17 protein-coding genes are annotated in these 21,102 nt (G+C 64.9%); 8 read left to right on the top strand and 9 right to left on the bottom strand.

Annotated features, from left to right (window positions below; genetic code table 11):
- Positions 1-146: 146 nt before the first annotated feature.
- Positions 147-3,734 carry a lamin tail domain-containing protein gene (locus ASF90_RS17815; RefSeq protein ID WP_055853293.1) on the bottom strand — a complete coding sequence of 1,196 codons (3,588 nt, stop codon included), beginning with the start codon at positions 3,732-3,734 and terminating at the stop codon, positions 147-149.
- Positions 3,735-5,171: 1,437 nt separating this feature from the next.
- Here ASF90_RS17815 and ASF90_RS17810 point away from each other — a divergent pair.
- The 3 genes from ASF90_RS17810 (at position 5,172) to ASF90_RS17800 (ending at position 8,753) form a co-directional block, all read left to right on the top strand.
- Positions 5,172-6,068, top strand: coding sequence for a tryptophan 2,3-dioxygenase family protein (locus ASF90_RS17810; RefSeq protein ID WP_055853292.1), 897 nt, complete (start codon positions 5,172-5,174; stop codon positions 6,066-6,068).
- A gap of 562 nt (positions 6,069-6,630) precedes the next feature.
- Positions 6,631-8,151 (top strand): oligopeptide:H+ symporter, encoded by a 1,521-nt coding sequence (locus ASF90_RS17805; protein WP_055853290.1) that lies wholly within the window; start codon positions 6,631-6,633, stop codon positions 8,149-8,151.
- An 11-nt stretch (positions 8,152-8,162) separates the two neighbouring features.
- Positions 8,163-8,753 carry a thioredoxin family protein gene (locus tag ASF90_RS17800; protein WP_055853288.1) on the top strand — a complete coding sequence of 197 codons (591 nt, stop codon included), beginning with the start codon at positions 8,163-8,165 and terminating at the stop codon, positions 8,751-8,753.
- Between the two features lie 294 nt (positions 8,754-9,047).
- Here ASF90_RS17800 and ASF90_RS17795 read toward each other — a convergent pair whose 3' ends face one another.
- Positions 9,048-9,536, bottom strand: a complete 489-nt coding sequence (locus tag ASF90_RS17795) for a MarR family winged helix-turn-helix transcriptional regulator (RefSeq protein WP_055853286.1) — start codon at positions 9,534-9,536, stop codon at positions 9,048-9,050.
- Between the two features lie 122 nt (positions 9,537-9,658).
- On the opposite strand from ASF90_RS17795, the gene hppD reads away from it, so the two are divergent.
- From hppD to ASF90_RS17780, 4 genes are all read left to right on the top strand, one after another.
- Entirely contained in the window at positions 9,659-10,774 is a 1,116-nt protein-coding gene (gene hppD / locus ASF90_RS17790; protein ID WP_055853284.1) for a 4-hydroxyphenylpyruvate dioxygenase, read from the top strand.
- A gap of 278 nt (positions 10,775-11,052) precedes the next feature.
- The gene (locus ASF90_RS22850) at positions 11,053-11,445 is read left to right on the top strand and encodes a DUF559 domain-containing protein (protein ID WP_082473610.1); all 393 of its coding nucleotides are present in this window, start codon (positions 11,053-11,055) and stop codon (positions 11,443-11,445) included.
- 60 nt (positions 11,446-11,505) lie between these two features.
- Positions 11,506-12,819, top strand: coding sequence for a homogentisate 1,2-dioxygenase (hmgA, locus tag ASF90_RS17785; RefSeq protein ID WP_055853282.1), 1,314 nt, complete (start codon positions 11,506-11,508; stop codon positions 12,817-12,819).
- 164 nt (positions 12,820-12,983) lie between these two features.
- Positions 12,984-13,292, top strand: a complete 309-nt coding sequence (locus tag ASF90_RS17780) for a hypothetical protein (protein ID WP_055853280.1) — start codon at positions 12,984-12,986, stop codon at positions 13,290-13,292.
- Here ASF90_RS17780 and ASF90_RS17775 read toward each other — a convergent pair.
- A complete protein-coding gene (locus ASF90_RS17775) occupies positions 13,263-13,820 on the bottom strand; it encodes a hypothetical protein (RefSeq protein WP_055853278.1) in 558 nt (185 codons plus the stop codon). The genes ASF90_RS17780 and ASF90_RS17775 overlap by 30 nt on opposite strands.
- Before the next feature lie 165 nt (positions 13,821-13,985).
- Here ASF90_RS17775 and ASF90_RS17770 point away from each other — a divergent pair, with 165 nt between their 5' ends.
- Positions 13,986-14,609 carry a lectin gene (locus ASF90_RS17770; protein ID WP_162847463.1) on the top strand — a complete coding sequence of 208 codons (624 nt, stop codon included), beginning with the start codon at positions 13,986-13,988 and terminating at the stop codon, positions 14,607-14,609.
- Between the two features lie 398 nt (positions 14,610-15,007).
- On the opposite strand, the gene ASF90_RS17765 is transcribed toward ASF90_RS17770, so the two are convergent.
- The 6 genes from ASF90_RS17765 to ASF90_RS17740 are packed head-to-tail and all read right to left on the bottom strand — an operon-like array spanning position 15,008 to position 20,954.
- Positions 15,008-15,430, bottom strand: coding sequence for a Na+/H+ antiporter subunit G (locus ASF90_RS17765; protein ID WP_055853274.1), 423 nt, complete (start codon positions 15,428-15,430; stop codon positions 15,008-15,010).
- A complete protein-coding gene (locus tag ASF90_RS17760; RefSeq protein ID WP_055853273.1) occupies positions 15,427-15,711 on the bottom strand; it encodes a K+/H+ antiporter subunit F in 285 nt (94 codons plus the stop codon). Before ASF90_RS17760 ends, ASF90_RS17765 begins: the two co-directional genes overlap by 4 nt.
- The gene (locus ASF90_RS17755) at positions 15,708-16,214 is read right to left on the bottom strand and encodes a Na+/H+ antiporter subunit E (protein WP_055853271.1); all 507 of its coding nucleotides are present in this window, start codon (positions 16,212-16,214) and stop codon (positions 15,708-15,710) included. The genes ASF90_RS17760 and ASF90_RS17755 overlap by 4 nt, the downstream gene beginning before the upstream one ends.
- Positions 16,211-17,755, bottom strand: a complete 1,545-nt coding sequence (locus ASF90_RS17750; RefSeq protein WP_055853270.1) for a monovalent cation/H+ antiporter subunit D — start codon at positions 17,753-17,755, stop codon at positions 16,211-16,213. Before ASF90_RS17750 ends, ASF90_RS17755 begins: the two co-directional genes overlap by 4 nt.
- Positions 17,752-18,126 carry a Na+/H+ antiporter subunit C gene (locus tag ASF90_RS17745; protein WP_055853268.1) on the bottom strand — a complete coding sequence of 125 codons (375 nt, stop codon included), beginning with the start codon at positions 18,124-18,126 and terminating at the stop codon, positions 17,752-17,754. The genes ASF90_RS17750 and ASF90_RS17745 overlap by 4 nt, the downstream gene beginning before the upstream one ends.
- Complete coding sequence (locus ASF90_RS17740) at positions 18,126-20,954, bottom strand: monovalent cation/H+ antiporter subunit A (protein ID WP_055853266.1); 2,829 nt, start codon at positions 20,952-20,954, stop codon at positions 18,126-18,128. The genes ASF90_RS17745 and ASF90_RS17740 overlap by 1 nt, the downstream gene beginning before the upstream one ends.
- Positions 20,955-21,102: the final 148 nt, after the last annotated feature.

The following is a 21,102-nucleotide window of genomic DNA, read 5'->3' as shown; positions in this document are numbered from 1 at the left end:
TGATATGAGTTGCCATGTTAAGGACGGCGAAGCAAAACGCTGTCCTGCACCGCAACACATAATGATGCTGGCATGCACAAAAAAAAGGGCGCGGACCAGGCCGCGCCCTTTGTCGCAGTAAGAAACTGCGACGTGGTGCACTGCGATCAGCGGCGGCCGGCGCCTCCTCCGATCGGGGTGACGATCAGCGCCGAATCGTTGGCCGGGTTGGCATCCGGCGATGCCGACGTGGCACTTGCCTGCACCCGCACGGCGCCGTCGGCCGGGATCGGCTTGGCCGCCACGGTCAGCTGGAAGGCCAGCTGCGCGCCCGGCAGCACCACTGCCGCACTGCTGCACACGAAGCGGGCACTGCGCAGCGATTGCACCTGCTTGTCGCAGCGCCAGCCTTGCGGCGGGACCAGCTGCGACAACGCAGACACCGTATTGCCTTCGATCACCAGACCGGGACGCTGCGCCGGCGCGGCACCGACGTTGTCCAGCAGCACGCGGTAGCTGGCGTTGAACGCGGTGGTCGGCAGACTGGCCGGGCCATCGAAGCGCACCGCAAGGTCGCTACGCGGCTTCGGCCGTGCCTGCACCACGACGGCCGCGGTGTCGGTGTTGTTGTCCGGCTGCGGGTCGGGCGATTGCGAGGCCACCGAGGCGGCCAGGGTGAGGGTGCGTCCGGCCAGGTCCGGGCTGGCATCCAGCTGCACTGCAAAGCTCTGCGCAGATCCCGCCGCAAGCAGGGGGATATTGCAGGTGAACGTGGTCTGCGTGGCGTTGGTCTGGTTCTGGCAGATCCAGCCTGTCGGGGCAGTGAGACGCGCCCGTGCCGGCAGGTCGAACACCAACGCCAGCGCGGTGAACGGTGCACGATCCGGCCCACGGTTCTCGACATCGACGGTGTAGTCGATGCGCTCGCCTTCGACCACCTGGTCGCGCGCGGCGGTGACAGCCACTCGCAAGTCCGCGTTCACCTGCTTGGTCATGCGCAACAGCACCACGGTGGGATCGTGATCCGAAAGACGTGTTGGCGTGTTGGCATCGTTGCGCGCGGTGCCGGGGAAATCGGCATTGATGCGGGCATGGCCCACCGACAGCGAGGCGATGTTGGGTGCGCGCATCAGCGCCGCGTTGGCCAGGATGTGATCCAGTGACTGCACGTTGCCATCGAAGGCGTACGAGTAGCTCTGGTCGGGCGTGTTGAACCAGGTCAGATCGGTGTAGTCCGGGTCGACCAGATCCACGCCATCGCCGCCCACCACGGTCTGCACATCCGGCGCCGGTTTGCCGGTGACGGTGCCCATCGCATCCACATAGCCGTCGTTGAACTCGAAGGCGTTGAAGTCGCCCATCACCAGCACGTTTTCCGCCGGATTGAGTTGCTGACGCGTCTGCAGCAGGCGCGCCAGATAGTCGGCCTGGGCCTGGCGCTTGGCGCGGATGCGGGTGCCGGCTGCGTCGTCGGTCTCGGCGCCATTGAGCGAGCGCTGATGCACCACGATGGCGGACAGCGGCAGCACGCGGCCGTCGGCCTGATGCACGTTGGCCGTGAGCACCAGCGGCGGGCGGTCGTTGAGCAGGCTGACAGCGCCGGCCGGCTCCGTCCAGGTGGTGGTTTTGCCTTCCTGCGCGATGGAAAGCACTTCCACGCGTGGCACGCCGGCGGCAACGTCGGCGGTCTTGACCAGGAAGCCGACGTCGATGCCGCCGACGTCGTTGCCTTCCTGCAGGTAGGCCACGTATTGCGGATTCGGTTGGCCGGAGCCTGCCGTATCGGCATTGATGCGTGCCGCCAATGCCTGCAACACGCTGAGGTTTTCCACTTCCACCGTACCCAGGATGTCGGGCAGATGCAGATAACGGCGGATCGCCAGCGAAGCCTTGTTGAGGCGCGCCTGGAACGCGGCCGGGGTGAGCACCGGTTCGCCGATGGCCGGGTCGTTCTGGTCGTCGAAGAAACGTTCCATGTTGTAGGTGGCCACGGACACATCGTCGGCCTGCGGCATCGGTGCCGGACGCGGTTTATCCGCATCGTTGCAGCTCACCTGCGGGGTGCGCTCGGGGTACAGCGTGTAGCGGCGGAAGCTGTAATCCAGAGGGCCGACCACATTGAGCACCTGGCAGCCAGCGGCCAGATCCAGCCGCTCGGCGCCGACGCCGGCACTGCCGACGGCGATCACTTCCGGATTGGTGTTCCAGCGCGGCACGCCGACAGGCGCGGCGGCCGGCAGCGGGTCGGGCATTTGCACGCCGGGTTCGCGGAAGGCGCGCGGCACGCCGGTGACCACCGCATGGAACACGCCATTGCTGGTGGCCGTGGCGTTGGTCTCGTTGACGCTGCCGCCGGTGGGCGCATTGACGGTGAGGCTGGGCGCGGTCACGCGCATGCCTTCCAGCGCTTCGAGCTGATCGAAGGCGCCGTTGGGGTTGGGGAAGTCCGCACGCAACAGCACCGGCGACGGCAGCGGGTTGCCGGTGGAATCGGCCAGCACGGTGACGCTGCCGCCGATTTCGGTCAGTGGCGGCTGGGTCGGGTCGGCGGTGGGCACGTATTCGATCACCGTGCCCTGCACGCGCACCCGGTTGCCGATGGCGGCCGCTTCCGGCGGGGCACTGCCGGTATAGACGTAGACGCCTTCGGAGGTGGCCGGGTCGGCGTCGCCCTCGGTATCCGGTGCCTGCAGGAAGAAACCGGCGCTGCGGCGTGCGGTCACGATGCCGGAGGTGGCCACCACCTGGCCGTCCAGCGGCGAGCGTGTGCTCTTGCCCTGGATACTGTGGATCGGCAACAGATTGAAGTCGTCGTTGACGATGGTGCCAGTGGCACTGAGCGTGGCCGGCAACGCGCCAGTCAGGCCGCTGATCTGCAGGCTGAAGCGCTCGTCCGGCTCAGAGAGGGTGTCGCCGAGCACATCCACCGAAATGGTAGCCGTGCGGTCGCCTGCGGCAATGCGCACGGTGGTCGCGGGCAGGGCGATGTAGTCGCTGCCGGCGGTGGCGGTGCCATCGCGCGTGGCGGCGGTGAAGCTCACCCCGCCCGCACCGGCCGGCTGGCTTAGGCTCAGCGTGAATACGACGCTGCGGCTGCCGCTATTGCCTTCGGCCTGGCTGACATCGGCCAGCGTGGCGATCGGCTGGCCGCCGCCGCTGCACAGGCGCGCAGCGCTGGCGCTATTGCGCGGCGTGGGCGCGCTGGTAGCGAAATCGGCCGCGTTGTTGTCGGTATCGGTGCAGCCATCGCCACCGCGCAGCACCGCCAGCGTGTTGCTGGGGGCCGGCGTGGGCGCATTGCCTTCGGCGCAGCTGGCATTGCTGCCATAGCCGACCAGATCGGCGTTGCCGGTGGGGCAGGCGCCGCTCAGTGCCGACGCGGTGGTGCTCAGCGCTACCTTGCCGGCGGTACCGCTCAGGGCCAGGGTGCCGGTGGCATCGGGCGGCGGCAGCGCTACGCTGCCGCCGCTGCCATCGGCCTGCTTGACCAGGTAATACCCGCCGGCCGGCACGCTGCCTGCCAACGGGGTGGCCTGCCAGCTGCTGCCGGCGGCCGAGGCGTACTGCACCGACCAGCCGTCGAGGCTGACCGTGGTACTGCCGATGTTGTGCAGCTCGATGAAATCGCTGCGGAGGGTGGCGCCGCTATTGCCGCCACCGCCATAGACCTGGCTGATGACGACCTGGGCATGGGCGTGGCCGGCAACTGCCAGCGCACAGAGAAATACGGCTGCACGACGCTGCAACACATGCATGAGATGAGAGTCCCCTGATCCTTGAGACGTGAAACGCTCCCCTGGTCCGGCCACGTCCCTGGCCGGCAGCGCCGTTCGATTCTGCATGAATTTGCAGACCTTGGTTGACGATACTGTGACAGCGGTGCACTGGCTGAGACTGCACTGGCGGCTGGCCGGGTGGTTCAGAAGCGAAATAAGTGCCGGCGTCGAACACGCCTGGACGTGTGGCGTTTGATGTGTCGCCGGGTCGCGCGGCATCCGGTGCAGGCACCGGCTGGCCCGTGCACGGTTCTCCAGCGCTGCAAGCAGCCTGGCGACCAAGCAACCAAGCAACCAGGCAACCAGGCAACCAGGCAACTCGGACTGTGCCCGCCCATCCCCGAACCGGGCGCAACAAAAGGCCGCAGCCATCTGCGCCGAGTCGCACCGAGATGCTTGCAAGCAACGGACGCCCGTTTCATCTACCCCTGTCGCCAGGGACGCGGCCTCACTGGCCCGACGCCTCGAATCACCGTCGAACTCGACTGCACGCGCGGTTTTCCGGTTCCACCTCGGCGGCGACGCGCATTCCACTATCAACTTTCATCCATCCCGGTCAGCAGGGACGCGGCCTCACTGGCCCGATGCCTCGAATCGCCGTCGACCTCGACAGCACGCGCGGCTTTCCGGTTCCACCTCGGCGGCGACGTGCATTCAACTATCAACTTTCATCCATCCCGGTCTGCAGGGACGCGGGCTCACTGGCCCGACGCCTCGAATCACCGTCGACCTCGACTGCACGCGCGGATTTTCAGTTCCACCTCGGCGGCGACGCGCATTCCACGATCAACTTTCATCCATCCCGGTCGCCAGGGACGCGGCCTCTCTGGCCCGAGGCTTCGAATCGCCTTCGACCTCGACAGCACGCGCGGTTGTCCGGTTCCACCTCGGCGGCGACGCGCATTCCACGATCAACTTTCATCCATCCCGGTCGCCAGGGACACGGCCTCGCTGGCCCGACGCCTCGAGTCACCGTCGACCTCGACTGCACGCGCGGTTTTCCGGTTCCACCTCGGCGGCGACGTGCATTCCACTATCAACTTTCATCCATCCCGGTCAGCAGGGACGCGGCCTCGATGGCCCGACGCCTCGAATCGCCGTCGACCTCGACTGCACGCGCGGCTTTCCGGTTCCACCTCGGCGGCGACGCGCATTCCACTATCAACTTTCATCCATCCCGGTCGCCAGGGACGCGGCCTCACTGGCCCGACGCTTCGAATCGCCTTCGACCTCGACAGCACGCGCGGTTGTCCGGTTCCACCTCGGCGGCGACGCGCATTCCACTCTCAACCCGCAACAGCAAAGCCAACCGCTGACCCTGACCCGATTCCCGATTCCCGATTCCCGATTCCCACTCCCCACTCCCCACTCCCCACCGCTGAGCTACCCTGACCGGCCCGATCCATCAGCACTGCCATGCCCGTCGACAAGAACCTGCGTGACCTGGAACCCGGCATCCACACCGATCTGGAGGGGCGGCTGACCTACGGCGGCTATCTGCGGCTGGATCAGCTGTTGTCCGCGCAGCAGCCGCTATCCGAGCCGGCGCACCACGACGAGATGCTGTTCATCATCCAGCACCAGACCTCCGAGCTCTGGTTGAAGCTGCTGGCGCACGAGTTGCGCGCGGCCATCGTGCATCTGCAGCGCGACGAGGTCTGGCAGTGCCGCAAGGTGCTGGCGCGCAGCAAGCAGGTGCTGCGCCAGCTCACCGAGCAATGGTCGGTGCTGGAGACGCTGACGCCCAGCGAATACATGGGATTTCGCGATGTGCTCGGCCCCTCGTCAGGGTTCCAGTCGCTGCAATACCGCTATATCGAGTTTCTGCTGGGCAACAAAAACCCGCAGATGCTGCAGGTGTTCGCGTACGACCGGCAGGGCCAGGAGCGCCTGCGCGAAGTGCTCGAAGCGCCCAGTCTGTACGAAGAATTCCTGCGTTATCTGGCCCGCTTCGGCCATGCGATTCCGCAGCAGTACCAAACCCGCGACTGGACCGCCGCGCATGTGGCGGACGACGCCCTGCGCCCGGTGTTCGAGCGCATCTACGAAAACACCGACCGCTACTGGCGCGAATATGCGCTGTGCGAGGACCTGGTGGATGTGGAAACCCAGTTCCAGCTCTGGCGCTTCCGCCACATGCGCACGGTGATGCGGGTGATCGGCTTCAAGCGCGGCACTGGCGGCTCCAGCGGCGTGGGATTTTTGCAGCAGGCGCTGGCGCTGACGTTCTTCCCGGAACTGTTCGACGTCCGCACCTCGGTGGGTGTGGAAAGCCGGGCGCCGGTGGGTGATGCGGACGCTGGGAAGCGCTGAGCGAGGCAAAAAGCTTAGCAACGCAGGGGCGCGCGCGCTGAAACTCGGGAGAGCACTTACTCGGGAAAGCAGTCGCTTGAAGCCCCTCTCCCGTCGGGAGAGGGGTTGGGGTGAGGGTACGGGTACGGGTACGGGCCTCATCCCCGGGATCAGCCGCTTGCTGATGCTCTTATTTTCGGCGATCGGCACCACCCAGCGACATCGCACCCTCATCCGCCCTACGGGCACCTTCTCCCGGCGGGAGAAGGGGACGCGGGCATGCGGCGGTGGGAGATGCGGGCGTTGGTTACCGCTGACCGGCAGCGCCTTGGTCGCCTTACCGACCAACCCACTGATCACCCAAAGGGCCGCCAAAAGAACATCACAGATGTGGAAATGGTGTCGCGCACGCTGGCGGAGGATACGCAGCAAACCCAACAACACCCGGCCACTCCACCCATCCCCATCACGCCGCCGACTCCGGCGAATTTGACGCGTACATGACGTCTAAGTGATCCTCGCGCGTCGCCCAGGGTTCCGCCCTGGGGCACCCAGCCATTACTGAATACGCAAGGGACACCACATGAGCGTTGACGCAACTGCGCCGACATCCGCTTCCACCCCGCCGCAGCCGCCTGCGCCTCCCGAGTTCCCCACACTGCTTGGCCACCCCCGGCCGCTGTGGATGCTGTTCATGACCGAGTTCTGGGAACGCTTTGCGTTCTACGGCATTCGCTGGGCGCTGGTGCTGTACATCGTGGCGCAGTTCTTTGGCGGCGATGCCACCGGCCAGGCGCCGGCGGGGCGCACCTACGGCGCGTATCTGGCGCTGGTGTATGCAGCGGCGATCTTCGGCGGTTATGTGGCCGACCGTGTGCTCGGTTACCAGCGCTCGATCCTGGTCGGCGCTGCGGTGATGGCGACCGGCCTGTTCCTGATCGCCATCCCCGACCACACCATGTTCGAGATCGGCCTGGCGACCGTGGTGGTCGGCAACGGGCTGTTCAAGCCGAATATCTCCACCATGGTCGGCAAGCTGTATTCGGTGGCCGATCCGCGTCGCGACAGCGGCTTCACCATTTTTTACATGGGCATCAACCTGGGCGCGATGATCTCGCCGGTGTTGACCCAGCTGCTGGCCGAAAAGGTGTTCGGCACCGAGGCCATGCCGGCTTACAAAATGGTGTTCATGGCGTCCGGCGTGGGCATGTTGATCAGCCTGGTGTGGTTCTGGATCGGCCGCGCGCAGCTCAAGGGCATTGGTGCACCCGCACCAGACGCGCAGGGCATCGGCCGCGTACTGATGGTGCTGGCCGGCTGCGTGCTGGCGATTCCGGTGGTGTACTTCTTGCTGGCCGTCGGCGCCGATGTGCTGCAGATCGTGCTGACGGTGCTGTTTATCGGCCTGTCGGTGATGCTGCTGGTCGAAGGCATCCGCGAGGGCAAGGTGCAGCGCGACAAGGTGATCGCGATGCTGATCGTCTTCGCCTTCAACGTGCTGTTCTGGATGTTCTTCGAACAGGCCGGCAGCTCGTTCACCTTCCTGGCCGACAACATCGTCAACCGCAACTTCGGCGCGTGGACCTTCCCGACGGCGTGGTTCCAGTCGGTCAACTCGATCGCCATCATTGCGCTGGCGCCGGTCATCGCGTGGATCTGGGTCAAGTCCGGCCGCTTCAATCCGTCGATTCCGCGCAAGTTCGGCCTGGGCCTGCTGTTCAACGGCCTGGCCTTCCTGCTGCTGATGTTTGCGTTGTCCAGCCTGGTCAACGATGCCGGCAAGATCCCGTTCTGGACCCTGTTCATGGTCTACGTCATCCAGTCGGTGGGTGAGCTGTGCCTGTCGCCGATCGGTTTGTCGATGGTGACCAAGCTGGCACCAGTGCGCCTGGTCGGTTTCGGCATGGGTGGCTGGTTTTTGTCCACCGGCATCGGTAACAACCTCTCGGGTATCTTTGCCGGCCATGTCAGCGGAAGCGAAGGCATGAGCGTGTCGTCGGCGCTGGGCGGGTATACCTTCGGGTTCTGGGCGCTGGTGGGCGCCGGCGCGCTGCTGTTCCTGATCGCGCCGCTGATCAACAAACTGATGCATGGTGTGAAGTGAGGAGAAAAGCGATGCCGATCAAACCCATTGTCTGTGGCCTGCTGCTGGCCGGTCTGTTAAGCGCCTGCGGGCAGCATGCCGAGCAACAGGAAGCGCCACGGCCGCTGGATACGTCGATGCAGAAGCCACCCAGTGCCGACCCCAGCCAGCCGGTGTCCTCGGGCAACACGCCCACCGCGGCCGACATCGCGGCGGCGGCCGCGCTCAATGCGCAGTACGACCCATCGCGCGATCCGGCCGCCGATCTGGAAACGGCCAAGGTCGAGGCCAAGCGCGGCGGCAAGCGCATCGTGCTCAACGTGGGCAACGCCGCCTGCGAGCCGTGCAAGACGCTGGACGAGCTGATGGGCGGCGATGCCGAGCTGCGCAGCTTCCGCGATGCCCACTTTGTGGTGGTCAAGGTCAATCGCGATGCGGCCAACGAAAACGCCGCGTTCCTGTCGCAGTTTGCCCAACTCAACGACTATCCGTCGCTGCTGGTGCTGGACAACGACGGCAAGCTGTTGACCACCCAGACCAGCCCGGAGCTGCGCAAGGGCGAGGGTTTCGATCGCAAGAAGCTGTTCGAATTCCTCAAGCAGTGGGCACCGCCGGAAGCCTGATTCCCTGCGAATGCGTCACACAAAAAACCCCGCACTGCTGCGGGGTTTTTTGTGGGTACCTGTCGAGCGCAATGTCCGAAGACCACGCGGATGTGCATGGACCGTTGCATGCGATGCCCGATGACGCGAGCAGGTTGGGCATCGCTGCCTGCAATAACGCAGTGCCCGCAGCGATCGCGCAACACACTAACGACATCGGCGTCAGCCGCGTGCCTGGCAGCGCGGCCGTATCCGAGCCCAACCCGATCATCGCAGCGCTGCACGAACGCCAGCTGCCGTACTGCAAAGCGAAGCTCAGTCCTTGCCCGCCATGCGCGGTAGCCCATCCTTGGCCAGCCGGTCGATCAGGCGTTCCAGCAACTGCTGTTCTTCGTCGCTGAACACCGACATCAGCCGTTGTTCCATTTCGTTGACCAGCGGTGCGACGGTTTCGTACACCTGGCGCCCGGCCGGCGACAGTGCCAGCATCGAGCGGCGGCGGTCGTCGCCGTGGGTCTCGCGGCGGATGAAGCCCCGTTCCAGCAGCCGCGCCACCGCGCGACTCACTGCAACCTTGTCCATCGCGGTGCGGTCGGAGACCTCGCTGGCCGACGAGCCCGGATACAGCGCCAGGATGGTGATCACCCGCCACTCGGGAATGGCCATGCCGTAGCGGTCGCCGTAGACCTTGGCGATGTTGGCGCTGATGCGGTTGGACAGCACGCTGAGGCGATATGGCAGGAACTGCTCAAGGTTGAGCAGCACGGGATGTTGCGGCGGGTTGGAGGTGTCGTGATCGCTCATGTTGCACTGTGTCTTGATTTTGGTTTCATTTGCAACTACAAACGAGGGGTGGCCTGCGCATTCTCGCGGGTCTTCTGCCACCCCGCATAGCCCTGCGGGCCGCCTAGCGTGGAGAAACGACGATGAGCGCACAACCGAACACCACTGTAGCCCGCCCTGATCCGGGGATGCAGGTCACCACCTTCGACAATCCGATGGGAATCGACGGGTTCGAATTCGTCGAATTCGCCGCACCGGCCGGCCAGGCCGCGCAACTGCATGACTATTTCCGCAAGATGGGCTTCAGTGCGGTGCTGCGGCACCGCAGCCGCGCCATTACCGTCTATCGCCAGGGCGGGGTCAATTTTCTGCTCAACGAAGACCCCGATTCGTTTGCCGCCGATTTTGCGGCCGCGCATGGCCCCTGCGCCTGCGGCTTTGCCATCCGCTTCCGCACCCCGGCCGACACCGTGCTGCAGACGGTGCTGGGCAACGGCGGCGAAGCGGTGCAGAACAAGCCAGAGACGCGCGCGGTGCCGGCACCGGTGGTCAAGGGCATCGGCGATTGCATGCTGTATCTGGTGGATCGCTATGGCGATGCCGGCAGCATCTACGACGCCGACTTCGAGCCCATCGAGGGCGCCGACCAACACCCGGTCGGCTTCGGCCTGACCTTCATCGACCACCTCACCCACAACCTGTATTTCGGCAACATGCAGCGTTGGTCGGATTACTACGAACGCTTGTTCAACTTCCGCGAGATCCGCTACTTCGACATCAAGGGCGCCAAGACCGGCCTGGTGTCCAAGGCGATGACCGCACCCGATGGCATCGTGCGCATTCCGCTCAACGAATCGTCCGACCCCAAGAGCCAGATCAACGAGTATCTGGACGCTTATCAAGGCGAAGGCATCCAGCACATCGCCTGCTTCACCGACGACATCTACGCCAGCGTGGAAAAGATGCACGAGGCCGGCGTGAGTTTTCTGGATACGCCGGACACCTATTTCGACGTGGTGGACCTGCGCATCCCCGATCACGGCGAAGACGTCGCGCGCCTGCGCCGCAACAAGATCCTGATCGATGCGGACGTGGACACCAAGCAGCGCAAGTTGCTGCAGATCTTCACCACCAACAGCATCGGCCCGATCTTCTTCGAGATCATCCAGCGCAAGGGCAATGAAGGCTTCGGCGAAGGTAATTTTCAGGCGCTGTTCGAGAGCATCGAGCGCGACCAGATCAAGCGCGGGGTGCTTTGAGGGCAGGGATGGGTGATTCGCCGTTCGGGATTTGTGCTTGTTGCCATTAGCTGCGTCGGCGCGAGTTTGGAGTGGTGCAGATTGTTGCGGTGTCACGCTTGTCTGTTCGTCACGTCGGATGTAGTTCCGGTACGGATGAGACGACGCGTTAGGCAAGTGGCAGCAATCCAGTACGCCCAGGCAAGGTGTTTTTCTGACAACACAGGGCAACGAAGACGCACGTGGTTAAAGCCCCTCTCCCTGCGGGAGAGGGGTTGGGGTGAGGGTACGGTGGAGCGATGAAAATCAAACCGCCATTACCCACTGTCACACGCACCCATGCGCGCGCATTACGCAAAGAGTTGACGGACGCAGAACGTGAGCTTTGGCGCTGTCTCCGCAGCAATCAGCTGCAAGGCCTCAAGTTCAGACGTCAGCATCCAGTTCCACCGTACATCGCGGATTTCTGTTGTGTGGAAGTCAGGTTGATTATTGAGTTGGATGGATCGCAGCACCAGGCATTCAGCGATCAGGCAAGGACGCGGTGGCTTCAATCGAAGGGATGGACAGTGCTGCGCTTCTGGAACAACGATGTATTGCTTTCGCTGGATGCGGTGGTCGAGACAATCTTCAAGATGGCCGCTACACCGTACCCTCACCCCAACCCCTCTCCCGGTGGGAGAGGGGCTTGATTCACCCCAAGCCCAGCCTTCTGCGGTCGAGGAGGGGGGGCAACATCCGGACGCGCCACCATGCACAACCAGCAGCACTACATGACCGGCTTCGGCAACGAGTTCGCTACCGAAGCGGTGCCGGGCAGCCTGCCGGTCGGGCAGAACTCGCCGCAGCGCGTGGCGCACGGGCTGTATGCCGAGCAGTTGTCGGGCACCGCGTTCACCGCACCGCGCGGCCAAAATCGGCGCAGTTGGCTGTACCGCATTCGCCCGGCGGCCGTGCATGGCAGCTTCTCCTTGATCGAGCAGTCGCAGCTCCACAACGCGTTCGGCAGCGGGCCGGTGCCGCCGGATCAACTGCGTTGGAGTCCGTTGCCGCTGCCATCCACGCCGACAGATTTCATCGATGGCCTCTACACCATGGCCGGCAATGGCGGCCCCGAGGCGATGACCGGGGTGGCCGTGCACCTGTATGCGGCCAACGCCTCCATGCATGATCGCTTTTTCTATGACGCCGATGGCGAGTTGTTGCTGGTGCCGCAGCTGGGCCGGCTGAGGGTGCACACCGAGCTTGGCGTGCTGGAACTGGAGCCGCAGCAGATCGGCGTGATTCCGCGCGGCGTGCGCTTCCGTGTCGAGCTGCGCGACGACACCGCGCGCGGCTATGTCTGCGAAAACTTCGGTGGCTTGTTGCGCCTGCCCGACCTGGGCCCGATCGGCAGCAATGGCCTGGCCAACCCGCGCGACTTCGAGACCCCGCACGCCGCCTTCGAGCAGCGCGAAGGCGCATTCGAACTGGTCGCCAAATTCCAGGGCCATTTGTGGCGTGCGGACATCGGCCATTCGCCGCTCGACGTGGTGGCCTGGCACGGCAATTACGCGCCGTATCGCTACGATCTGCGCCGCTTCAACACCATCGGCTCGATCAGTTTCGATCACCCCGATCCCAGCATCTTCACCGTGCTGACCTCGCCCAGCGACACGCACGGCACGGCCAATATGGATTTTGCGATCTTCCCGCCGCGCTGGCTGGTGGCGCAGCATACCTTCCGCCCACCGTGGTTCCACCGCAATGTGGCCAGTGAGTTCATGGGATTGGTGCATGGCGTCTACGACGCCAAGGCCGAAGGCTTCGCACCCGGCGGTGCGTCGCTGCACAACTGCATGAGTGGGCACGGCCCGGATGCGACAACCTTCGACAAGGCCTCGCAGGCGGATCTGTCGCGCCCGGATGTCATCGCCGAGACCATGGCTTTCATGTTCGAAACCCGTGCGGTATTGCGCCCCACCCAGCAGGCGCTACAGGCTACCCATCGACAAGGCGACTACCAGCAATGCTGGTCCGGCTTGCGTGCAGGGTTCAAGGCGCCGACGTCTGGCCCGGCAGACTAAGCGCGGCTAGCAAAATGACTGTGCTCACCACCAAGCGGACGCGGCCGTTGCTCGGTGCGGCATGGACCACGCGTGCACTCCGGTTCTGAGTGCGGCTTCCACATAGGCCCGGCGACTGCACGCTAAGTCTCCATAGCCGCTCTAAGCGTGCCGATCAAACCGGTTTGCGCCGCCTCCAATGGCGTGCAATCGGGGCCAACGTTTCCAACGCGGACACTGCCGGCCGTCGCGTCACCGGCATCCATTGCACGCCCACGTGCATTCAGCGCAACGCGGGTGCTGGCGTGCTCTTCGCCATTGGTTTCGCATCGCCGCTGCGACGGACTGCGACAACAGCAGGCAGCGTCGGTCTCGGCGATCGCCAGGAAATGACCGAGCGCTTGGAGTTCATCACCGACATCCGCGTGCTGCGCTCCAGAATCGAATCCGCGTGCCGGCCGGCATTACGCGACCTGCAACGCATCCGGCAGTAGCTCTTCGACCCGGGTGCGCACGCGTTGCGAATACGAGGCGGACGTGAACTGCGGAAGCTCACGCAGCGCCGTATTGATGGCGATGCCGATCTCCTCTTCCGCGCGTGCGGCCTGCAACTGCCGGTGCAACACCATCGCCACCGGGTTGCGCTGCAACTGCAGGATATCGAGCAGGTACAGGCGCGCGTTGGTGGCAGCGCGACGGCGCAGGCGTTGCAGATCTTCCTCGGTGGGCGCAGTAACGGGCGGCGCCTGGACCGCTGCAGACAGCGCCGCAATCGGCATCACCGCGACCATCGGAGCGGTCGAGCGCGATGCACTGGCTGGCGCATCTTCAACCTGTGTCAGATACCCCAGCGCGCACAGCGTCTGCACCAACGCGGCTCCGCTGTCGCCCAGCAACAGCGCCAGTGTCGCCAGATTGCGCTGCCCATCGGCCAGGATCAGCGCACGGCGCTGCAGTAACGTCAGTGGGCTGCGGTGCGATTGCAGTGCCGTCAGGGCGAGTTCGGTCTTGCGTGGGGTCATGGCGGCAGTCCTGCGAAGCCGACAGCGTGACCGCTGCCAATGAAGCGCCGATGACATCAGTGCGACGGCAGGTTGCCGTGCCCTGCACATCGCCGCGATGCCGGCTGTGTAGGCTGGGCCAACGCATAACGGAGCGCATCGATGACACGCAGACTGCTTGGTTGGATAGGTATGGTGCTGATGGTGGCTGGCTGTCATCGCGGCGACGATGCGCCGGCTGCGCAAGCGCCGGCCGATACCGCGCATGCAGCGGTCGCGTCTGCCAACGATCAGCCCGCAGACGCGGTGCCGCCGGCAACCGCCCCGCCCGGCACGTTTCCGCCGCATCTGCGCCAGGAACCCACCACGCTTGCACGGCTGGATGGCTATGGCGACCTGCGGTTAGGCATGGACGCTGCGCAGGCGCGCGCGGCCTGGGGTGGCGAATTGCGCGGCGATGCCGCCAGCGATGGCGGGTGTTACTTGCTGCGCCCGCAGTGGGCCGATGACGCGCGTCGATTCGGTTTCATGTTCGAGGGCGATCACCTGGTGCGTTACCAGACCAACGAGCCGAAGGAAATCGCGCCCGGCGGCGGCAAGGTCGGCATGACGGTGGCGCAGCTGCGCGCGCTGTATCCCGATGGCTTGGACGCACAACCGCACAAATACCTGCCCGGTGCGCAGACGCTGCGCCATGCCGATGCCGCGACGCAGTCTGCGCTGGTCTTCGAGACCGATGCCGGCGGCACGGTCAGCAGCTGGCGGGTAGGGCAGGCGCCGCAAGTCGATTATGTGGAAGGCTGCGGCTGAGCTCCGCGTCACGTCGCATGTCGGTGTGGGCCTGTCGCCGCATACGCATACGCATACGCATACGCATACGCATGCGCAGCAGCGCACGGTGGATGGATCACGCTGGCGCTGCCGGCGTCGGCGTCGCTGCAGCGATATGGCGAATGGATCGGCCATGCTTTGCTGGCTCAGCCGCCGACGGGCGTGGCGGATGCACGATGCAACGGGCAGTGGTCGAGGTCTACCGGAGTGCTAGCAACACAGACGTCGGCGTACGGCTTTCTGCAATTCGCACAGATGCCGCATCGCGACCCCTGAAGTCACGTGGCATCCATCGCGCCCGCAGCAGCGTCACTGTGGCAATGCGCGGCGTGTAACCAAGCCACGTCGCGCACCCGCGTTACCGGTGCCGCGCGAGATCAGCGCTCCGACGCTGGCCGCTCATGCTGCTTGGCGGTCTCTGCATTCTCGCCGACATCGCCTTCGGTGGCCGGCGTTGGCAGGCCTTCTTTTTCCATGTCGCCGTGATTGGGTACTTCCGGGCGGTCTTCCATCATCAACGACAACGCGGCCTTGGCCATCATGTGCGCGCTGATTGGCGCGGTGATGAACAAAAACACGGTGATCAGCAGCTCGCGCGGTTGCGGGTCCACGCCCAGGAACAGGTGATAGCCCACCGAGCCCAGCAGCACGCAGCCCACGCCCAGCGTGCTGGCCTTGGTCGGCGCATGCAGCCGCTTGAAGAAATCCGACAGTTTGACCAGCCCGAATGCGCCGATCAGGATGAAGAAGGTGCCGACCAGCAGCAGCGCGCTCAGCAGATATTCGGTGAGTGCGATCATTCGACGATATCCCGGCGCAATACGTACTTGCTCAGCACCACAGTGCTGCCGAAGCCCAGCATCGCAATCACCAGCGCGGCCTCGAAATAGATCGGCGAATCCAGATACATGCCCAGCAGCATCAGTTCGGCGATGGCGGTGATGGACAGCGTATCCAGCGCCAAAATGCGGTCGGGCACCGTCGGCCCACGTAGCAGCCGCCATAGCGCCATCAGGATGGCCAGGCCCACCGTGTGCATGCAGATGACGATGGTCGATTCGATGAACATGTGACCGGTCATGGAAAGATCTCCATCAGAGGCTTTTCGTAGCGGGTCTTGATCTCGGCGATCAACGCGTCCGGGTCGTCCAGATGCAGCACGTGCACCAGCAGATATTTGCGGTCGTCCGACAACGCCGCCGACACCGTGCCCGGCGTGAGCGTGATCATGCTGGTCAACGCGGCAATGCCATGGATATTGGCGATATCCAGCGGCACCCAGATAAACCCGGGATGGATGCGCGATTCCGGGCCCAGCACCTGGATGGCCACCTTGATGTTGGAACGCACGATGTCGGCGGCGACCACCAGCAACATGCGCGGTACCGAGCGCAACGAGCCGATGCGGGCGAATTCGCGGTCCAGCCTTGCGGCGAAGATCGGCACCACCACGCCCAGCAGCGCGCCCAGCACCCACTGCTGCGGCCCGAAGCTGTCGCTGAGCAACAGCCAGAACACGAAGACCGTCACGCTCAATGGCGCCGATGGAAAGACGCGCTGTCGCCACGAGACGCGCGCGTTCATGGCTGCCTCCGTTGCGGCGTGGTGGCGCGCACTTGATCCACATAGGCGCCGGGGTCGTGCAGCTGCGCGGCGGCGGCATCGGTGTAGCGCATCAGCGGCGCGGCACCGACCGTCATCGCCACCAGCCCGGTCAGCAGCAAGACCGTGGCGGCGGTCTCCACTGGCCGCATGCGGCCGCGGCGCTGCGGTTGCAGCGCGGGCGTGTCTTCCACTGCCTCCGGCACGCGCCAGAACAGCCGCACGCCAGCCCGGGTCAAACCGATCACCACCAGCAGGCTGCTGCCGAGAACCGCGCCCCAGACCGGCCCGACCAGGCCTTCGGGCACATGCTGCAACAAGGCGGCCTTGGCGAGAAATCCGGACAACGGCGGCAGGCCGGCCACCGCAATCGCGGCGATCAGGAACATCGTGCCGGGAATCGCCCGCCCCGGCAGCGGCGCCACCACTTCCTTGCGGTCGCTGGCAGTGCCGCGGCGGCGCCGGATCAGGTCCGACACCATGAACAAGGCCGCGGCCACAAAGCTGCTGTGCGGCAGGTAATACAGGCCCGCGCCCAGTGCGCCCGCATCGTCGAGCGAGAAGGCGATGAACAAGGTCGCTGCCGAAAACACCACCAGATACGACACCATCACCCGCAGTCGCGATGCGGCCATCACCCCGAAGGCGGCCATCAGCAGCGTGGCAATGCCCAGCCACAGCAGCGCATGCCGGCCAAAGCCATGCAGCGCACCGGCACCGGCGCCGAACCACAGCGACGACACGCGCAGCGTTGCGTACAGCCCGACCTTGGTCATGATTGCGAACAGCGCGGCTACCGCGGCCGGCGCGCGCGAGTAGGTTTCCGGCAGCCACAGGTACAGCGGCAACAAGGCGGCCTTGCTGCAGAACACCAGCAGCAATAATCCCAATGCGGCCTTGGCCAGCGGCACATCCTGCGCCGGCAGGTCGGCAATGCGCTGCGACAGTTCGGCCATGTTGAGCGTGCCGAACACGCCAAACACCAAGCCCAGCGCAATCAGAAACAGCGTCGACGCACACACGTTGAACACCACGTAGTGCAGGCCGACGCGCATCTGCAGGCCGCGCCCGCCACTGAGCAGCAGCCCATAGGACGCGATCAGCATCACTTCGAAAAACACGAATAGATTGAAGATGTCGCCGGTCAGAAACGCGCCGTTCAAGCCCATCAGCTGGAACTGGAACAAGGCATGGAAGTGCGGCGCGCGCCGGTCCCAGCCGGCGCAGGCATGCAGCAGGCACGCCGCGCCCAGGATCAATGTCGTCAACAGCATCCAGGCAGACAGCCGGTCGCCCATCAGCACGATGCCGAGCCGCGCCGGCCAGTCGCCGAGCAGATAGACCAGCACGCCGCCATCGGCGGCACGTGCAAACAACGCGATCACCGCAGCCGCCAGCAACGCCATGCTCACCCATGCCACGCTGCGCTGCACCCGCGGCCCATAGCGGCGGTGCTCGACGAACAGCGATGCGGATGCACCCAGCATCGGAATCAGGATCGGCAGGATCAGCAGATGATTCATCGCCGCGCCTGCCGCGTGTCCATGCCGGTGGCGGCATCTTCATGCGCATCCACATGGTCGCTGCCGTTATCGCTGCGGCTACGGATCGCCAGCACCAGGCTCACGGCCGTCATCGCAAACGCGATCACGATCGCGGTCAGCACCAACGCTTGCGGCAACGGGTCGGTGTAGTGCTGCAGGTCCACCGGCACGCCGTCGCGCAAGACCGGCGGCTGGCCGCTGCGCAGCCGCCCACCGGCGAAGATCAGCAGATTGGTCGCATACGACAGGAAGGTCATCCCCAGGATCACATCGAAGCTGCGCGCGCGCAGCAGCAGATAGATCGCCAATGCGGTGAGGACGCCGATCGCGCTTGCCATTGCCAATTCCATCAATGCTGCTCCGCGGTGCGTGTCGAACGTTGGGTGGGGTCGATCTCGCCGCGCTGCGAACTGCGCGTACGCGACGGTTTGATCGTGCCCATCATCGACAGCATCAACATCGCCGCACCAAACACCACCAGATACACACCGATATCGAAGCCCAGCGCGCTGGCAAGTTCCAGCTCGCCCAACAGCGGCAAGGGTATGTTGACGTGCCCGCTGCTCAAGAACGGCAAGCCGAAGAGCAGCGACCCGGCACCGCTGAGCAATGCGCACAACAAGCCGATGCCGATCAGCCGGATGTAGTCGAAGCCGAAGCGCGACTCCACCGATGCGGCGCCCTGAATCACGTACTGCATCAGCAAAGGCACCGCCAGCACCAACCCGGCGATAAAGCCGCCGCCGGGTGCGTTGTGCCCGCGCAGGAACAGAAACAGCGACACCGTCAAGGTCAGCGGGAACATGATCTGCGCCAGATCCGCCGGCACCGGCAAGCGGGTCGCCGGCCCCGGCATGTTGCGTTCCGGTGCCATGCGCGAGCGTCGCAACAGCGCATGCACCACCAACCCGGCAATCGCGAACACGGTGATCTCGCCAAAGGTGTCGAAACCGCGGAAATCCACCAGGATCACGTTGACCACGTTGCGGCCATACGCCTCGGGCACTGCGCGTTGCAGCAGTTCGCCGGCAACCGTGTGGCTGGATTGCGTCATCAAGGTGTACGACAACGCGGCCAGACCGGCGCCGCCCACGATCGCGATGCAGACATCGCGGATCTTGCGCAGCCGCGCGCGCTCGGGCAGCGAGCGTTCGGGCAGGTAGTTCATCGCCAGCAGCATCAGCACCAGCGTCACCATCTCCACCAGCAACTGCGTCAGTGCCAGATCCGGCGCGGACAGGAAGACGAAAGTCAGGCTGACCGCCAGCCCGGTCCCGCCCAGCACCAGCACTGCCAGCAGGCGCTGCTTGTACAGGAACAGGCTGCCCAGCGCACAGGCGATCAACAGCAGCCACACCGTCCACCCCAGCAACGGCATCGGCGTGGGCGCCGGCCAGGCCGGCAGTGTGCCGCCCTGCAGGAACGGCACCAGCGCCACCACCACCGCGCTCAGCACCAGCAACATCAGCATGCGCTGCAAATTGCCGTTGGTGACCGCATCGGTCATGCGGGCGGTGGCGGCAAACAGCGCACGCAGGTTCCAGTGAAACACCGCCTTGCCTGGCGAGCGGTTCTGCACCGCATACAGATCCAGCATGCGGCGGATCGCCATGTACAACAGCGTGCCGCCAATCATGCCGGCGATGCTCATGGCCAGCGGCCAGTTGAAGCCATGCCACAGCGCCAGGCTGTAATCGGGCAAGCGGTCGCCAAGAATCGCACTGGCACCGGCGCGCAGCACCGGCGCCACCGTCCACGCCGGCACGATGCCGACCGCCAGGCAGATCAGCACCAGCACTTCCACCGGGATCTTCATCCAGCGCGGCGGCTCGTGCGGCGTGGTCTCCAGCGCGCGTGGGCCGTCGCCGAAGAACGTGTCGTGCACGAACCGCAGGCTGTAAGCCACGCCGAGCAGGCCGGCCAGCAACGCTGCGATACTCGCCAGAATGCGCATCAGCTGCGGCGCTTGCGTGTCCAGCGCCACCGCAAAGAACATTTCCTTGGACAGGAAGCCGTTGAGCAGCGGAATGCCGGCCATCGCCAGCGATGCGATGATCGCCAACGCACTGGTGAACGGCATCAAGCGGCGCAGATTGCCCAACCTGCGCATGTCGCGCGTACCGGTTTCATGGTCGATGATGCCCGCGGCCATGAACAACGACGCCTTGAAGACGGCGTGGTTGAGGATGTGGAACACGCCCGCCACTACCGCCATCGGTGTCGACAGGCCGAATAGCATCGTGATCAGACCAAGATGCGAGATGGTGGAGTACGCCAGCACGCCTTTGAGGTCGTGCTGGAAAATCGCGTACCACGCACCCAGCAAGAGCGTGATCGCGCCGATGCTGGTGACGGTGTAAAAAAACAGATCGGTGCCGGCCAGCGCAGGGTGTAGGCGCGCCAGCAAAAATACCCCGGCCTTCACCATCGTGGCCGAATGCAGATACGCCGACACCGGGGTGGGCGCGGCCATCGCATGCGGCAACCAGAAGTGGAACGGAAACTGCGCGCTCTTGGTAAAGATGCCCAGCAGTACCAATCCCAACGCATACGGATACAGCGGGCTGGCGCGGATCACGTCGCCTGCGGCCAGCACCGCATCCAGCTGAAAACTGCCGACGATGCGGCCGAGCATCAGTACACCGCCCAGCAGTGCGAGCCCACCGCCGGCGGTCAGCACGAACGCCATGCGCGCGCCCTCGCGCGCATCCTTGCGGTGCGACCAGAACCCGATCAGCAGGAACGAACTGATGCTGGTGAGTTCCCAGAACACCATCAGCAACAGCAGATTGCCCGACAGCACCATGCCGAGCATCGCGCCCATAAACAGCAATAGATAGGCGAAGAAGCGCGACGCGCTATCGCGTGCGCTCAGGTAGTAGTGCGCATACATCACCACCAGCGCGCCGATGCCCAGCACCAGCAACGCGAACATCCAGGCCAGCCCATCGAGCCGCAGCGAGAACATCAACCCGATCTGCGGCAACCACGCATGCTCGCTGCGGATCACCTCGCCGCGCAGCACTGCCGGGGTCAAGCTGGCAAGCACCAGCAAGCCGGCCAACGGCGCGGCCGCGGCTAACCACGCAGTGAGCGAACGTGGCGCGCGCGCGAACAGCGCAGCGGCGGCGGCCATCACGAAGGGCAGCGCCAGCAGAATTTCCAGCGGAAAAGGCATGCAGGGAACACAAGATTCGCGAGCAGGCCAGAGAGTTTAACAAAACGTTGACTGACGCCCGTGTCAACGCCGGTGGCGTGCATACGAGGACTTACCCGCCAAACGGCAGGCGCATCGGCGTGAGGGACTCGGTATGCTGCTGTCATTC

Source organism: Xanthomonas sp. Leaf148 (genome assembly GCF_001423585.1).
GTDB lineage: Bacteria > Pseudomonadota > Gammaproteobacteria > Xanthomonadales > Xanthomonadaceae > Xanthomonas.
The sequence above is the reverse complement of the archived record's forward strand: the minus strand, read 5'-3'. Positions and strand labels throughout refer to the sequence as shown.

What these genes read in the sequence shown, in the direction of transcription:
- ASF90_RS17815 (WP_055853293.1), bottom strand. Translation starts at nt 3,734, where the DNA reads ATGCATGTGTTGCAGCGTCGTGCAGCCGTATTTCTCTGTGCGCTGGCA.
- ASF90_RS17810 (WP_055853292.1), top strand. Translation starts at nt 5,172, where the DNA reads ATGCCCGTCGACAAGAACCTGCGTGACCTGGAACCCGGCATCCACACC.
- ASF90_RS17805 (WP_055853290.1), top strand. Translation starts at nt 6,631, where the DNA reads ATGAGCGTTGACGCAACTGCGCCGACATCCGCTTCCACCCCGCCGCAG.
- ASF90_RS17800 (WP_055853288.1), top strand. Translation starts at nt 8,163, where the DNA reads ATGCCGATCAAACCCATTGTCTGTGGCCTGCTGCTGGCCGGTCTGTTA.
- ASF90_RS17795 (WP_055853286.1), bottom strand. Translation starts at nt 9,536, where the DNA reads ATGAGCGATCACGACACCTCCAACCCGCCGCAACATCCCGTGCTGCTC.
- hppD (WP_055853284.1), top strand. Translation starts at nt 9,659, where the DNA reads ATGAGCGCACAACCGAACACCACTGTAGCCCGCCCTGATCCGGGGATG.
- ASF90_RS22850 (WP_082473610.1), top strand. Translation starts at nt 11,053, where the DNA reads ATGAAAATCAAACCGCCATTACCCACTGTCACACGCACCCATGCGCGC.
- hmgA (WP_055853282.1), top strand. Translation starts at nt 11,506, where the DNA reads ATGCACAACCAGCAGCACTACATGACCGGCTTCGGCAACGAGTTCGCT.
- ASF90_RS17775 (WP_055853278.1), bottom strand. Translation starts at nt 13,820, where the DNA reads ATGACCCCACGCAAGACCGAACTCGCCCTGACGGCACTGCAATCGCAC.
- ASF90_RS17765 (WP_055853274.1), bottom strand. Translation starts at nt 15,430, where the DNA reads ATGATCGCACTCACCGAATATCTGCTGAGCGCGCTGCTGCTGGTCGGC.
- ASF90_RS17760 (WP_055853273.1), bottom strand. Translation starts at nt 15,711, where the DNA reads ATGACCGGTCACATGTTCATCGAATCGACCATCGTCATCTGCATGCAC.
- ASF90_RS17755 (WP_055853271.1), bottom strand. Translation starts at nt 16,214, where the DNA reads ATGAACGCGCGCGTCTCGTGGCGACAGCGCGTCTTTCCATCGGCGCCA.
- ASF90_RS17750 (WP_055853270.1), bottom strand. Translation starts at nt 17,755, where the DNA reads ATGAATCATCTGCTGATCCTGCCGATCCTGATTCCGATGCTGGGTGCA.
- ASF90_RS17745 (WP_055853268.1), bottom strand. Translation starts at nt 18,126, where the DNA reads ATGGAATTGGCAATGGCAAGCGCGATCGGCGTCCTCACCGCATTGGCG.
- ASF90_RS17740 (WP_055853266.1), bottom strand. Translation starts at nt 20,954, where the DNA reads ATGCCTTTTCCGCTGGAAATTCTGCTGGCGCTGCCCTTCGTGATGGCC.